A 14,526-nucleotide genomic window follows, 5' to 3' on the forward strand; every position below is an offset into this window, starting at 1 on the left:
CCATGCGATACCTCCCCCTTCTGCGCCGCCTGCCGTTGCTCGCCGCCGCCGGCGCCCTGGCCCTGCTGGCCGCCTGCTCCACCGTCGAACGCGGCCAGTCCGTGCCGCTCGAACGCGGCGCCAGCTGGGTCGTGCTGCCCTTTGCCAACCAGACCGACACCCCCCTGGCCGGCCAGCGCGCCGAAGCCGTGGCGCAGGCGCTGCTCATCGGCCAGCAGGTCGGCGCCGTGCGCAACGCCCCACGCAGCACGCAGCAAGAAGCACTGTTCAACAGCGACGACAGCCAGCGCCAGGAAGAGGCCCTGGCCTGGGCGCGCGCGCAGCAGGTGCGCTACGCCCTCACCGGCTCGGTGCAGGAGTGGCGCTACAAGGTCGGCGTCGATGGCGAGCCCGCCGTCGGCCTGACGCTGCAGATCATCGACGTCGCCAACGGCAACATTCTCTGGAGCGGCACCGGCGGCCAAAGCGGCTGGAGCCGTGAGGCCCTGACCGCCGTCGCGCACAAGCTCATGCGCAAGCTGCTGCATTCCGGCCTGGCCGACGCCCACTGAAGCGCCGCACCCCGCCATGGCCGCGCCGCAATCGTCCCCCTTGCACCTGCCCGCACAACTGCTGGGTCGGCTGGTCGAACGTCCCTCGCATCCCCTGGCCGTGCTGGGCGAGGCCCTGGCGCTGCCCTTGCTGGCCCTGGCCCTGGGGTTCTGGTGGGCCCCCAATGACCCGCTGCAAACCCAGGGCGCCTTCCCCTGGCCTTGGCTGGCGCCGGTGGTAGCGGCGCTGCGCTACGGCCCCATGGCTGGCCTGGCCAGCGCCAGCGTGCTGCTCGGTGGCTGGTTGCTACTGGAACTCGGACATTGGGATGTTTTTCCACAGATGTATTTCCTCGGCGGCCTCATCCTGACCATGCTGGTGGGCGAGTTCTCCAGCCTGTGGCAAGCCCGCGCGCGCCGCGCCGAGACGCTACAGCAGTACCTGGAGCAGCGCCTGGAACAGCTGGTGCGCCAGCATTACCTGCTGCGCCTGTCGCACGACAAACTGGAGCAAGAACTCATTGGCCGCCCCATGTCGATGCGCGACGCACTGGCGGCACTGCGCGACATTGGCCGCGAGCCCGCCGCCCTGGCGCAGGCCCCCGGCACTTTGCTGCGCCTGCTGGCACAGTTCTGCCAGCTCGAAGCCGTGGCCCTGTACCCCATCACCCAAGACGCACTGCAGACACAGCCCCTGGCCCAGCTGGGCAGCTGCACCCCCCTGCAGACACACGATCCGATGGTGCAGCAGGCACTGCAAATGCGGCGCATGTGCCACATCAGCCAGACCTTGAGCACGCAGCAGCATTCGCGTTACTTGGTGGCAGCCCCCCTGCTCGACCTCGGGGGCGAGCCCTACGGCCTGCTGCTGGTCGAGGACATGCCTTTTTTTGCCCTGCAGGAAGAAAACCTGCAGACCCTGAACCTGCTGCTGGGCTACTACACCGACGGTCTGTCGATGCAGGCCCTGGCCCAGCCCATCGTGCAGGCCCACCCAGAATGCCCGCCGCTGTTCGCCTTTGAGCTGCAGCGCCTGGCGCATATTCACGCCAGCACCGGCGTGCCGAGCATCATCGTTGCGCTCCAGTTCCAGGCTCGGGCGCTGGCGCAGGAGCTACCGCAGCAAATCCTGCGTCTCAAGCGTGAACTCGATGAAACCTGGTTACTACAAAAAAACCAGCAGGCCCTGCTGGCAGTGCTCATGCCGCTGGGCGAGGCCAGCAGCGCCGAAGGCTACATCGCCCGCCTGGAGAGCTGGATGCACCACAAGAGCGGCGGCACGCTCGATGCCGCCGGCATCTTTGTGCAGGTGCTGACGCTGCAAGGCCAAGCCCCCCGGGCCACCGTGGCCCAGCTACAGGCCCTGGCCCATGCTTAACCTCAAGCTCGGAATTTCCGCCATCGGCCTGGAAATAGGCGCCTGGAGTGCGGGCCTGCTGCAGCAGGAGCATTCCGATACCGCGCTGCTGAGCTACCTGCTGCTGCACGGCGCCGCCAGCGTGCTGCTGTCGCTGTCGCTCTTGCCCCTGCTGCCGCCACGCCTGACGCGCCCGCGCTGGGCGGCATTGGCATTGATGGTGGCCTGCAGCTACGCCGTGCCCATTGCCGGTTTCCTCGGGGTGATTGCCGCCTTCGTCGTGCTGCGCCTGTACCGGGGGCAGCTCGGCCTGGCGGCCTTCGAGACACTGCAGACCCCCGAATTCGACCAGCACCAAAAACGCCACAGCGCCATGCGTCAGATCGGCCTGCGCTCCTTTTTGAGCAACCACCAGGCGCCGCTGCACACGCGCCTGCGCGCCATGGCCAGCCTGCAGCATGTGCCGGGGCGTACCGCCTCGCCGCTGCTGCGCGAGGTGCTCAGCGACCCGAGCGAAGACCTGCGCCTACTCGCCTACGGGATGCTCGACAACCTGGAAAAGCGCATCAACCGCAGCATCGACCAGGAGCTGGACGCGCTGCAATCAGCCCAGTCGCTGGAGCAGCAGGAGCAGGTGCAGGCGGGCGCGCAGCGCCTGTCGGACCTGTACTGGGAGCTGATCTACCAGGAGCTGGTGCAGGGCGACCTGCGCCAACACGCCATGGCCGAGTCGCTGCGCTATTGCCAGCAGGTGCTGCAGCAGCAGCCCGGCAACGCGCCGCTGCTGCTGCGCCAGGGCCGGCTGCAGCACGCCCTGGGCCAGCAGGCGCAGGCACGGGCCTCGTACCAGCAGGCGCTGGCGCTGGGGCTGCCGGCCACGCGCGTGCTGCCGTACCAGGCGGAACTGAGCTTCACGGAACGCAACTTTGACCAAACCCGCGCCCTGCTGCAAGAGCTGGGGCAGTGGAACGCGCTGCCGCGCCTGCGCCCCGTGATCGACTACTGGAAGCAGCCATGACCCAGGCCCATCCGCAGGCGGCAAGTGCCGACATCGCCCTGCTGCTCGAAGGCACGTTCCCCTACGTCAGCGGCGGCGTCTCCAGCTGGCTCAACCAGATCATCCGCGCCTACCCCGAGTACCGTTTTGCCATCGTCTTTCTGGGCAGCCGGCGCAGCGACTACGGCACCTTCAAGTACGCGCTGCCGCCGAACGTGGTGCACTTCGAGGAGCATTTCCTGTACGAGCCACCGCACGGCCTGCACGAGCAACCAGCGGCACGCGCCGGCCATGCCGAGGCCGCCGCCCTGGTCGAGCGCCTGCTGCAGGCCCTGGGCGAAGGCGCACAAAGCCCACGGGCGCTGGCGCTGTTCCAGGAGGTGGTACTCGAACTCATGCCCGGCGGCAGCCTGCAGTTGAGCGATTTTCTCTACAGCCGGCGCGCCTGGGACATCCTGTGCCAGGTCTACCGCGAGCACTGCGCCGACCCGTCGTTCGTCGATTTTTTCTGGACCGTACGCATCATGTTCCAGCCGCTGTGGCTGCTCGCACGCGTGGCGCACGATCTGTTGCCGGTGCGCGCCGTGCACTGCGCCAGCACCGGCTACGCCGGCTTTCTCGGCGGTCTGCTGGCGCAGTCGCGCGGCGTGCCGCTGATCTTGTCGGAGCACGGCATTTACACCAAAGAGCGCAAGATCGACCTCTTCAAGAGCGAGTGGATCCGAGACAACCGCAACATCTTCCAGCGCGACCCGAGCGAGCTGTCGTACTTTCGCCAGATGTGGATCCAGTTCTTTGAGTGGCTCGGGCGCTACTGCTACGCCCACGCCGACCCCATCCTGGCGCTGTACGAAACCAACCGCCTGCGCCAGGTGCAAGATGGCGCCGCCGCCGAGCGCACGAGCAACATCCCCAACGGCATCTCGCTCGAACGCTTCGCCCCCTTGCGCGCCCAGCGCCCGACCGAAGTGCCGCCGGTGCTGTGCCTGATCGGGCGGGTGGTGCCGATCAAGGACATCAAGACCTTCATCCGCGCCATGCGCCGCGTCGTCAACCAGCGCCCGGACGCCCAGGGCTGGATCGCCGGCCCCGAGGATGAAGACCCGGCCTACGCCCAGGAATGCCACAACCTGGTGCGCAGCCTGGGACTTGAAGCGCATGTGCATTTTTTGGGTTTTCGCAAAGTCGAGGAGCTGATGCCGCAGATTGGCCTCATCGTGCTGTCCTCGATCAGCGAGGCGCTGCCGCTGGTGCTGCTCGAAGGCTACGCCGCCGGCGTGCCCGCCGTCAGCACCGACGTCGGCTCCTGCCGCCAGCTGGTCGAGGGGCTCGACGCCGAAGACCAGGCCCTGGGCGCCAGCGGCGCCGTGGTGCCGATCGCCGCACCGCAGCAGCTGGCCGACGCCGCCCTGCAGCTGCTGGCCGACCCGGCCACCTGGCAGGCGGCGAGCGCGGCGGCCATCGCCCGCGTCGAACGCTACTACACCGACCGTTTGATGTTTGCCCGCTACCGCCGCGTGTACGAAGACGCGCTGGCGCGCGCGCCGAAAGGACTGCCATGGCCGGCATAGGTTTTGAGCTGCGCCACATGCTGCGCAAAAACACCCTGCTGAGCCTGATGCAGGCCTACGCCTACGCCGGCGTCATTGGCTCGGGGCCCTGGGTGCTGTCCATCGTCGGCATCTTGCTCATCGGTATCTTCAGCGCCAGCGTGGTCGTGCCGGCGCATCTGGTGACGCAGTTCCAGACCTCGGTCACCTACCTCGTGGCCTGCAGCCTGATCTACACCGGGCTGGTGCAACTGGCGTTCACACGCTTCATCTCCGACCGCCTGTTCGAGAAACACAAGCACCTGGTCATGCCCAACCTGCACGGCCTGCTGGTGCTGGTGCTGCTGGGCGCCAGCGCCCTGGCCAGCGTGGCGCTGTTCGTGCTCCTGCCAGAGCAGGGGCTGCTCTACCGCCTGCTGATGCTCGCCGGCTTTACGCTCCTGTGCGGCGTCTGGGTGCTGACGGTGCTGCTCTCGGGCATGAAGCGCTACAAGGCCATCGTGGCGCTGTTTGGCCTGTCGTACACACTCATCGTCGCCAGCGCCTTGCTGCTGCGGCCCTGGGGGCTTGAAGGGTTGCTCGGCGGCTTCGTCCTCGGCCACTACGTGCTGCTGGCGGGCATGTGGCTGCTGGTGGTCAAGGAGTTCAGCCCGACGCGCCAGCTGGTGGCATTCGATTTTTTACAGCCGGACAAGCTCTACCTGTCGCTGGTAGCGATTGGCTTTCTCTACAACCTGGGCATTTGGGCCGACAAGTTCATGTTCTGGTTCTTCCCGCCCACCTCGCAGCCCATCATCGGCGCGCTGCGCGCCTCGCTCATCTACGACCTGCCGGTGTTCCTGTCCTACCTGTCCATCATTCCCGGCATGGCGGTGTTCCTGGTGCGCATCGAGACCGACTTCGTCGAGTATTACGACAAGTTCTACGACGCCGTGCGCGGCGGCGGCTCGCTCGAATACATCGAGACCATGCGCGACGAGATGGTGTACGCCATCCAGCAGGGCCTGGGCGAGATCGCCAAGATCCAGACACTGGCAGTGCTCACCACCTTCGTCGCCGGGCCCTGGGTGCTCGACGCCCTGGGCATCTCGCGCCTGTACCTGCCGCTGCTGTACGTGCAGGTGGTGGGCGCGGGCCTGCAGGTGGGGCTGATGGCGGTGCTCAACGTGTTTTTCTACCTCGACCAGCGGCGCATCGTGCTGCTGCTGTGCGTGCAATTCGTGCTGCTCAACGTGCTGCTCACGGGCTACACCCTGCTGCACGGCGCCGCCCTCTACGGCTACGGCTTTGCCCTGGCCACCTTGCTCACCCTGGCTACGGGGTTGCTGCTGCTCTCGCGCAGCCTGGGGCGACTCGAATACCGCACCTTCATGCTGCAATAGCTACCGCAATTGCCACTGCAATCACCACCGCAATAGCCGCCCCGCCGGGGCAGGCACAATGGCGCCCACCTTGTCCTGGAGCGCCCATGTTGCAACGCAGATTTCTCTACGCCCTGGCCCTGTCCTGCAGCCTCGCTGGCTGCGGCGGTGGGGGCGGCAGCGACAACACCAAGCCAGACCTGCCCCCCACACCACCGGCTCCCAAGATGGAGCCGCTGCAGGTGCTGGTACCGGCGTATTTCTACCCCCTGCCGGGCTCGCCCTGGGAGCAGCTCACGCGCAGCGCACAGGCTGCGCCGCAGGTGACGATCACCGCCATCGTCAACCCCAGCAACGGCAGCGGCAACAAGGCGGAGGCGCCTATCGAGCAGGCCCTGGCCGCGTTCACCCAGGCCGGTGGCAAGGTGCTGGGCTACGTGCCCACGGGCTACGGCAAGCGCTCGGCGGCCGAGGTGCGCCAGCACATCGAGCGCTATTTCACGTTCTATGGCCGGGCCCGTTTCAGCGGTTTTTTCCTCGATGAAATGAGCGCCACCAGCGCCCAGCTGGCCTACTACCAGGGGCTGTACCAGGACATCAAGGCCATCGACGCCCAGCTGCAGGTGGTGGGCAACCCCGGCACCACTCCGATCTCGGGCTACGCCGGCGTGGCCGATACGCTGGTCACTTTTGAAGGCCAGGCCAGCGCCTACGCCGCGTTCCAGGCCCAGCCCTGGCTCTACCAGTACAGCAACCGCAAGCAGGCCATGCTGGTGCACGACGCCGCCGGCTGCGCCGACATGCAAAGCGCCGTGCGCACCGCTGCCAGCAGCGCGCACCGCATGGGCGCGGTCTACGTCACGCACCGGCATTTCGACTATCCCACCCAAACTGGCAACCCTTGGGCTGGGCTGCCAACCTATTGGGACAGCCTGGTGGCGACGGTGGATGCGCTCAACCAGGGCCGGGCGCTGCCGGGTTGCTGAGCTGCAGGCGCTGCCAGCCGCTCCAGCGCGCCCCAGGGGCAAGGGTGACGCGCTGGTCGATCTGCGCCGCCTCCACGCACAGCATCTGCCGGTAGCCATCGGCGGGCATATCGGGCAGCTGCGCGCACAGCGCCGCGCCCGGGTTCCACACCACCACCTGGCCCCAGCTGGCGCTGTGTGTGATGTGCACGGCCAGGCCGTCGCCACCGTCGAGCTGCAAGCTGGCCGCAGACGCCTGCAGCACGCTGTCGTACTCGCCGTCAAAACCGATGGCGCCCTGCTGCCGCCCGTGCCGGTCGGCCACCGCGTCCCAGCGCGCGCAGCCGTCGAGGCCGTGCAGGCGGGTGCGGCCAATGTCGGCCACGCGCAGGTAGCTGTGCAGCGCCGCCGTAAAGTCCCAGGCGCTGGCACTGCAGTTGTGCACGCCCAGCGTTAGCTGCAGCGCCGCCGGCGTCAGCTGCACCTGCAGCTGGGCCGCAAAACCCTGCGGCCACAGGCGGCGCGTGGCCTCATCGTCGTGCAGCACCAGGGTGGCGCCGTCGGCCTGCTGCGCCTGCACCCGCCAAGGCAGATTGCGCGCAAAGCCATGCTTGGGCAAGGGCCCGCGCTGGTTGAACTGGGGAAAGCACAACGGCACGCCGCCCCGGATGGCGCTGCGGCCATCGGCCAGGGCCTGGGGGCTGAGGTACAGGCGCTCCTGCCCGGCGCTGACCCAGGACAGCAGCTGCGCGCCGTGCAGCGCCAGCAGGGCGCTGTCGCCATTGGCGGCCTGCAATGCCAGGCAGGGCAGGCCGCGCCAATGCGTGCGCGCGCCGTGGGTGTCAGGCATGGGCCAGGGCGTCGGCACGCGCCTGGGCGACGGCAAAATCGAGGTCGCCGCTGTAGATGGCGCGGCCGCAGATCACGCCCTGCACGCCTTCGCGTTCGACGGCGCACAGCTGCTCGATGTCGGCCATGCCCGCCAGGCCGCCCGAGGCGATGACGGGGATGGTGAGCGCCTGCGCCAGGCGCACGGTGGCTTCGATGTTGATGCCCGAGAGCATCCCGTCGCGGCCAATGTCGGTGTAGATGATGGATTCGACGCCCCAGTCCTCGAACTTTTTCGCCAGATCGACGACCTCGTGGCCGGTGAGCTTGCTCCAGCCGTCGGTCGCGACCTTGCCGTCCTTGGCGTCGAGGCCGACGATGATGTGGCCGCCAAAGGCGCTGCAAGCGTCTTTCAAAAAGCCCGGATTCTTCACCGCCGCCGTGCCAATGATGACGTAGCGCAGGCCGCCATCGAGGTATTTTTCGATGGTGTCGAGGTCGCGGATGCCGCCGCCGAGCTGCACCGGAATGTCGGCCCCGACCTCCTTGAGGATGGACTGGATGGCGCCGTGGTTCTTGGGCTGGCCGGCAAAGGCACCGTTCAGGTCCACCAGGTGCAGGCGGCGCGCACCGGCATCGACCCATTTGCGCGCCATGGCGGCCGGGTCTTCGCCGAAGGTGGTCGATTGGTCCATATCGCCTTGCTTGAGGCGCACGCAGTGGCCGTCCTTGAGGTCAATGGCGGGAATGAGCAGCATGGTCTACAACAGGTTGGAGTGAAAAAATCAGGGCTTCCAGTGCAGGAAGTTGCGAAACAGCGCCAGGCCGTGGGCGGCGCTTTTTTCCGGGTGGAACTGGGTGGCAAACAGGTTGTCCCGCGCAATCGCGGCGGCAAAGGGGCCGCCGTAATCGGCCTCGCCGGCGCAGTGCGCAGGGTTGGCCGGCTGGGCATAGAAGCTGTGCACGAAGTAGAAATAGCTGCCATCGGGCACGCCCGCCCACAGCGGGTGGGCCTGGCGCTGGCGCACCTGGTTCCAGCCCATTTGCGGCACCTTGAAGCGGCTGCCGTCGGCCTGCAGGCGCCCGGCAAGCTCGAACTTGCGCACCGCGCCTGCGATCAGGCCCAGGCCGGGGGTGTCGCCCTCGGCGCTGTGCTCAAGCAGCATCTGCATGCCAACGCAGACGCCAAACAGCGGCTTGCTCGCCGCTGCTTCGAGCACCGAATCGCGCAGGCCCGATTGGCGCAGCTCGGCCATGCAGTCGGGCATGGCGCCCTGGCCGGGCAGCACCACGCGCTGGGCGGCGCGCACCTGCTCGGGCTCGGCGGTGACGAGCACCTGCCAGCCGCTGCCCTGCGCCGCCGCCTGCACGGCCTGCGAGACGGAGCGCAGATTGCCCATGCCATAGTCCACTACGACGACGGTTTTTGCTTCAAAATTCATAGCTGCTCGCGCTTATCCATCAAGGGCTAGAGGCTGTTTTTATTACAAAGAACCCTTGGTCGAGGGAATGACCCCCGGGGCGCGCGGATCGACTTCGAGCGCCGCGCGCAGGGCGCGGGCAAAGGCTTTGAAAATCGTCTCGCACTGGTGGTGCGCGTTCACGCCCTTGAGGTTGTCGATGTGCAGCGAGACGCCCGCGTGGTTGACGAAGCCCTGGAAGAACTCGAACACCAGCTGCGTATCGAGTTGGCCGATCATGGCGGCGCTGAATTGCACTTCCATGTGCAGCCCCGGGCGGCCGGAAAAATCAACCACCACGCGCGAGAGCGCCTCGTCGAGCGGCACGTAGGCGTGGCCGTAGCGGCGCAGGCCCTTCTTGTCGCCCACGGCGCGGGCAAAAGCCTGGCCGAGGGTGATGCCCACGTCTTCCACCGTGTGGTGGCCGTCGATGTGCAAGTCGCCGTCGCAGCGCACTTCCAGGTCGATGAGGCCGTGGCGCGCAATCTGTTCGAGCATGTGGTCGAAGAAGCCGATGCCGGTGTTCAGGTGCGCGGCGCCGCTGCCGTCGAGGTTGATGCGCACCTGGATGCGCGTCTCGGCGGTGGTGCGGGCAACCTCGGCAATGCGGTCGGTGGCGGTGGCGGGGACGAGTGCAGAAGAAGTCATAGGGAAGCCTGGAGCGCGGCGAGCATTTGGGCGTTGTCAGAGGGGCTGCCCACCGTCAGGCGCAGGCACTGGGCCAGCAGTGGGTGCATTGTAGAAACGTTCTTGACGAGAACCTTGCGGGTTTTCATGCCGTCAAAGGTGCGGGCTGCATCGGGCACGCGGATCAGCACCATGTTGGCCTCGCTGTCCCACACGCGCTCGATGCCGGGCAGGGCGCGCAGCTGCGCCAGCAGCGCGGTGCGCGCGGCGCGCAGCTGCTGCGCCTGGGCGGCAAAGACTTCGGCGTGTTCGAGCGCAAACAGCGCCGCCTCGCAGTTGAGCACGCTGACGTTGTACGGCGGGCGCACCTTGTCCACCTCATCGACCAGCGCCTGCGCGCCAATGAGGTAGCCCAGGCGCACGCCCGCCAGACCGAACTTGGAGAGCGTGCGCATGAGCAGCACATGGCCGTTGCGCGCGGGCTCGGCACGCATCTGCGTGATCCAGCTGCGGCTGGCAAAGGGCTGGTAGGCCTCATCGACGACGACGATACCGCCCACGGCGCCGGCGGCGTCGATGATGCGCTGCATGGCGCCCTCGTCCCACAGCGTGGCCGTGGGGTTGTTCGGGTAGGCCAAAAAGGTAATCGCCGGGCGCTCGGCAGCAATGGCGGCGAGCATGGCGGCTTCGTCCAGCGCAAAGTCATCGGCCTGCAGCGGCACGCCAACAAAGCCCAGGCCCTGCAGCTGCGCGCTCATGGCGTACATGACGAAGCCCGGCACCGGCGCCAGCACCTTGGCGCCGCTCTGGGCGCAGGCCAGGGCGACGAGGCTGATGAGCTCATCCGAGCCGTTGCCCAAAATCAAACGGCAGCCCGCCGGCATGTCGGCGTGCTGTGCCAGCGCGGCGCACAGCTCCTGCGTGCGCGTGCCGGGGTAGCGGTTGAGCGCCAGCTGCCCCAGACGCTGGCCCAGGACGGCCTGCAGCGCGGGCGGCAGGGAAAACGGGTTTTCCATGGCGTCCATCTTCAAGAGGCCCTCGGCGCCTTGCACGTGGTAGGCGTGCAGGGCGCGCACATCGGCGCGAATACGGGCCAGGGCGGCGGCGGTCAGATCAGGCATGGCAAACCTCACAAAGAAACCGGCGGCGCCTGCAGCGCCGGGTGCACGATCTGCACCCCGGCGTACTGCGCGCCATGCGGCAATTGGGTGTTGAGCAGCAGCTCGCAGCCGCTGTGCTGGGCGCAGGCCAGGGCCAGGCAGTCGCCCCAGGGCAGCTGGTGGCGCGCCTCGATGGCCCAGGCCGTCTCCAACGTGGCGGCATCCGTCTTCCAGGGGTTCCAGCTCTGGTAGCGGCGAATGGCGGCGCGCGCATCGCCCTGCGGCAGCGGCGGGCAGGCGCTGGTGCTGCGCTCGTAAAACTCCACCAACGCCTGGCAACTGGTGCGCCCGCTGCGCTGGCGCCACAGGCTATCGAGCCAGTCCAGGGCCGCCTGGTGGGCCGCACCAGCCGCCGTGTTCTCCGCCGCCAGCAGCACCGAGGTATCGACGAACACCGGGGTCATGCGGCCCCCGGGGCTTGTTTTTGCGCATCATTTTGGCCTGTAACCCTTGCTGGACAAGCGCGAGCAGCTATCAAATCAATAGTGTTTTCTGCGGCCCAGCGGCGCTCATCGGTACGCCAGGCGAGGTAGGCGCGCTCGTAGGCGTCTTCGCGCTGGCGCATCTCGGCCATAAAGTCCCCCACCATGCGCGAGACGCTGGTGCCCCGGCGCGCCGCCTCGATGCGAGCCCAGTCGAGCACGTCGTCTTCGACGGTGATGGTGAGGTTTTTCATGGGAACGATAGTACACGAATTTCGTGTTGCACGAATTTCGTGTTGCATGAATTTCGGGTTAATTCGCAGCACATGATTTCACTGCGGTGTCCGCGCCTCCTGCGCCATTTCGCGCGCGATCCAGGCTTCGACCCGCTGGCGCGCGCGCCGTGCCTGGCGCTGCAGGCGCGCATCCTCAGCGTCGAGCACGCGGTACAGGCTGACCATGACCAGCACCAGCAGCAGCGCAAACGGCAGCGCCGCCAGGGTGATCAGGCCCTGCAGCGCCTGCAGGCCGCCGGCGAGCAGCAGCACGGCCGCGATCAGCGCCACCGCCAGCCCCCAGACCACGCGCCGCGCCAGGGGCGGGTCGCCAGCGTGGTCGGTGGACATGCTGGCGAGCACCAGCACCGCCGAATCGGCCGAAGTGACGAAGAACACCACCAGCAGCAAGAGCGCCACCAGCGCCAGCAGCCAGCCCAGGGGCAGCTGGCCGAGCAGCACGAAGAGCACCGTCTCGTACCCCTGCGCCAGGGCGGCGAGCAGATCGACCTGGCCAAAAATCTGCGCCTGCAGCGCTGCGCCGCCAAACACCGCAAACCACGCAAAGCCCAGCAGGCTGGGCGCGAGCACCACGCCAACGACGAACTCGCGCACCGTGCGCCCGCGCGAAACGCGGGCGATGAAGGCGCCCACGAAGGGCGACCAGGAAATCCACCAGGCCCAGTAAAACACCGTCCAGTCAAATGCCCAGGTGCCGTTGGAGAACGGCGACAGGCGCAGGCTCATGGTCACCAGCTGGTTGATGTAGCTGCCCAAGGTGGTGGTGAAGGTGTCGAGGATGAAGGCCGTGGGCCCGAGCAGCAGCACGGCGCACATCAGCAGCGCCGCCAGCACCAGGTTGGCGTTGGAGAGCCACTTCACGCCGCGCTCGACCCCGCTGACGCTCGACGCCATGTACAGGCAAAAGGCGACGCCGATGATGGCCAGCTGCAGCGGCACGCCCGCGCGCAGGCCGAGCACGCGTTCGAGCCCGGCGGCGATCTGGATGGTGCCAAAGCCCAGCGTCGTGGCCACGCCAATGGCGGTGGCGACGACGGCGGCAATGTTCACCCCATGCCCCCAAGGCCCCCGGTGGCGCGCGCCGATGACGGGTTCGAGCATGTCGCTGACCAGCCCGCGCCCACCCCGGTTGTACTGGAACCAGGCCATGGCCAGGCCCATCAGGGCGTAAATCGCCCAGGGGTGCAGGCCCCAGTGGAAAAAAGCGTAGCGCATGGCCGCGCGCGCGGCCTCGGGCGTGGCCGCCGTCAGCCCCTCGGGCGGCTTGGCGTAGTGCGAGATCGGCTCGGCTGCGCCCCAGAACACCAGGCCGATGCCCATGCCGGTGGCAAAGAGCATGGCCAGCCAGCTGCGGTGCGAGAACGCGGGCTCGGCATCCTCGCCGCCAATGCGCAGCCGCCCCAGGCGGCCAAACGCCAGGTAGAGCAAAAACGCCAGCACCATGAACACCACCAGCAGGTACAGCCAGCCGGTGCTGCGCACCACGGGCGCGAGCAGCGCCTGCATGGCGGCGCCAAACGCCTGCGGCGCCAGTCCCGCCAAGCCCACCAGGGCAATGACGAGGGCGATGGAGATACGGTAGACCATAGGCCCCTCCATAAAAAGAACCCACCCACCAGCCCACCAGGGCTGCTGCAACATGAAAAAGCAGGCGCCCAAAGCGCATCAAGGGATGCAGGGCATCAAGGCTGGCTGCTGCGACCAGGCCACAAGGGGGCCGTCAGGCAGCGCGCGCCAGGGGCAGAAGGCGCACTCCGAAAGAGCGCGTTCTGTGCTCTCAAGGGAGAGCAGCGGGCGGGAGTTTGACAACAAGGCGGCAGACCACAGGCCGTGGTAGCGCCAAAGACAGGAAGGGGCTATTTTACCGGCCAGCGCAAAACGCTGCGCACCAGCCGGCGCAGCATCCCTACAAACGCCAGCGCCCAGGCGGCCAGCGCCACCCACCAAAACACCTGCGGCAGGCTGCGCAAAAAGCCAAATTCCATCGCCTTGTCCATCTGCCAGGTACTGGCGGCGTACATGCCCAGCGGGAACACTGCGCCCCAGTACAGCGGGTCGTAATGCAGCGGAAAGCGCCGGTACACATGGCGCCAAATGCCCAACACCAGCAGCATCGGAATCCACCAGGTGCCCGTGGCCCAGTACAGCAGCGTAAAGCCCTTCACAAACGGCAGCAGCTGCGCCAGAAACGGCGCGTGCGGCGCGTTTTGAATCAAGAGCGCGCCCGCCAGCGTGGAGATCGCCATGGCGCCCATATTGATCCAGTACGGCGGCGACAGGTCGCTGGGCGCGAAACGGAAAAAGGTGTAGCGGTAGAAGATGAGCGACATCATCCAGATGTAGAGCATTCCGCCCCACAGCCACATCGACAGCGCCAGCAAATTCAGTTCGAGCCGCAGCGGCTGGCCAATGCGCGCGGCCAACAGGCAGCTGCTGACGGCCAGCGACTGTGTGGCCACCACCGCCAGCAGCCAGGCACCGCTGATGCCCTTGTCCAGCGGCGGCTTGTCCTGCTTGACGGTAAAAGCGGCAAAGATGGTGTAGGTCAGCAGCAGCCACAGCAGCACCGCCAGCGCCCACAGTGCCACGCCCAGCGGCAGGCATTCGAGCTGCACCATGGCCTGGCTGGCCAAAATGCCGGAGGCCGCCACGGTGGTAAAAAACCCCGGCCCGCGCAGGTGGTCGATCAAGTCGCGCCCGAACTGCTGCGGGTAACACCAGGCACGCAGGCCATACAGCAGACACAGCCCGGCGTACTGCAGCAGGTTGAGCCACAGCAGCGCCTGCGCCAGCAGCGCACGCCCCATCATGTGCGCGCCCAGGGCAATGATGCCGGTGGCCATGACCAGGCCAAAGTAGGCCGGAGAAAGCTCCGCCAGCGGCGCGTTCCAGGGGGCAGCATCCACTGGCGCCAAAGGCCGGGGCGGGGGAGATGGTGGCATCGTCATCCTCCTGCGCGGGCCAAGGGGTACA

The 14,526-nt window shown here is 67.4% G+C and carries 15 protein-coding genes; 6 read left to right on the forward strand and 9 right to left on the reverse strand.

Annotated elements, in window-relative coordinates:
- Positions 1-2: 2 nt before the first annotated feature.
- The 6 genes from G7045_RS11845 (at position 3) to G7045_RS11870 (ending at position 6,781) form a co-directional block, all read left to right on the forward strand.
- Positions 3-551, forward strand: coding sequence for a penicillin-binding protein activator LpoB (locus G7045_RS11845; protein WP_166159831.1), 549 nt, complete (start codon positions 3-5; stop codon positions 549-551).
- Between the two features lie 16 nt (positions 552-567).
- A complete protein-coding gene (locus tag G7045_RS11850) occupies positions 568-1,908 on the forward strand; it encodes a PelD GGDEF domain-containing protein (protein ID WP_166159832.1) in 1,341 nt (446 codons plus the stop codon).
- A complete protein-coding gene (locus tag G7045_RS11855; protein WP_166159833.1) occupies positions 1,901-2,905 on the forward strand; it encodes a hypothetical protein in 1,005 nt (334 codons plus the stop codon). Before G7045_RS11850 ends, G7045_RS11855 begins: the two co-directional genes overlap by 8 nt.
- The gene (pelF, locus tag G7045_RS11860) at positions 2,902-4,455 is read left to right on the forward strand and encodes a GT4 family glycosyltransferase PelF (protein ID WP_166159834.1); all 1,554 of its coding nucleotides are present in this window, start codon (positions 2,902-2,904) and stop codon (positions 4,453-4,455) included. The genes G7045_RS11855 and pelF overlap by 4 nt, the downstream gene beginning before the upstream one ends.
- A complete protein-coding gene (pelG, locus tag G7045_RS11865) occupies positions 4,443-5,816 on the forward strand; it encodes an exopolysaccharide Pel transporter PelG (protein ID WP_166159835.1) in 1,374 nt (457 codons plus the stop codon). The genes pelF and pelG overlap by 13 nt, the downstream gene beginning before the upstream one ends.
- A gap of 86 nt (positions 5,817-5,902) precedes the next feature.
- Entirely contained in the window at positions 5,903-6,781 is an 879-nt protein-coding gene (locus tag G7045_RS11870; RefSeq protein WP_166159836.1) for a spherulation-specific family 4 protein, read from the forward strand.
- Here G7045_RS11870 and G7045_RS11875 read toward each other — a convergent pair.
- The 9 genes from G7045_RS11875 to G7045_RS11910 all read right to left on the reverse strand — a co-directional run bounded on the left by G7045_RS11875 (position 6,750) and on the right by G7045_RS11910 (position 14,495).
- On the reverse strand, positions 6,750-7,610 hold the full coding sequence (locus G7045_RS11875; protein ID WP_166159837.1) for a D-hexose-6-phosphate mutarotase: 861 nt from the start codon (positions 7,608-7,610) through the stop codon (positions 6,750-6,752). The two genes, G7045_RS11870 and G7045_RS11875, sit on opposite strands and share 32 nt — an antisense overlap.
- Positions 7,603-8,346, reverse strand: a complete 744-nt coding sequence (hisA, locus tag G7045_RS11880; protein ID WP_166159838.1) for a 1-(5-phosphoribosyl)-5-[(5-phosphoribosylamino)methylideneamino]imidazole-4-carboxamide isomerase — start codon at positions 8,344-8,346, stop codon at positions 7,603-7,605. Before hisA ends, G7045_RS11875 begins: the two co-directional genes overlap by 8 nt.
- 27 nt (positions 8,347-8,373) lie before the next feature.
- On the reverse strand, positions 8,374-9,030 hold the full coding sequence (gene hisH, locus G7045_RS11885; protein WP_166159839.1) for an imidazole glycerol phosphate synthase subunit HisH: 657 nt from the start codon (positions 9,028-9,030) through the stop codon (positions 8,374-8,376).
- A 42-nt stretch (positions 9,031-9,072) separates the two neighbouring features.
- Positions 9,073-9,696, reverse strand: a complete 624-nt coding sequence (gene hisB / locus G7045_RS11890) for an imidazoleglycerol-phosphate dehydratase HisB (RefSeq protein ID WP_166159840.1) — start codon at positions 9,694-9,696, stop codon at positions 9,073-9,075.
- On the reverse strand, positions 9,693-10,796 hold the full coding sequence (gene hisC, locus G7045_RS11895; RefSeq protein WP_166159841.1) for a histidinol-phosphate transaminase: 1,104 nt from the start codon (positions 10,794-10,796) through the stop codon (positions 9,693-9,695). The genes hisB and hisC overlap by 4 nt, the downstream gene beginning before the upstream one ends.
- Before the next feature lie 8 nt (positions 10,797-10,804).
- Positions 10,805-11,239 carry a PIN domain-containing protein gene (locus G7045_RS14735; protein WP_240919218.1) on the reverse strand — a complete coding sequence of 145 codons (435 nt, stop codon included), beginning with the start codon at positions 11,237-11,239 and terminating at the stop codon, positions 10,805-10,807.
- Positions 11,236-11,511, reverse strand: a complete 276-nt coding sequence (locus G7045_RS14740) for a hypothetical protein (RefSeq protein ID WP_240919219.1) — start codon at positions 11,509-11,511, stop codon at positions 11,236-11,238. Before G7045_RS14740 ends, G7045_RS14735 begins: the two co-directional genes overlap by 4 nt.
- Before the next feature lie 78 nt (positions 11,512-11,589).
- Positions 11,590-13,140, reverse strand: coding sequence for a BCCT family transporter (locus G7045_RS11905; RefSeq protein ID WP_166159842.1), 1,551 nt, complete (start codon positions 13,138-13,140; stop codon positions 11,590-11,592).
- Between the two features lie 269 nt (positions 13,141-13,409).
- Positions 13,410-14,495, reverse strand: coding sequence for a tellurite resistance/C4-dicarboxylate transporter family protein (locus G7045_RS11910; protein ID WP_166159843.1), 1,086 nt, complete (start codon positions 14,493-14,495; stop codon positions 13,410-13,412).
- Between the last annotated feature and the right edge of the window lie 31 nt (positions 14,496-14,526).

This window comes from Acidovorax sp. HDW3 (assembly GCF_011303755.1).
Classification (GTDB): Bacteria; Pseudomonadota; Gammaproteobacteria; order Burkholderiales; family Burkholderiaceae_C; genus Paenacidovorax.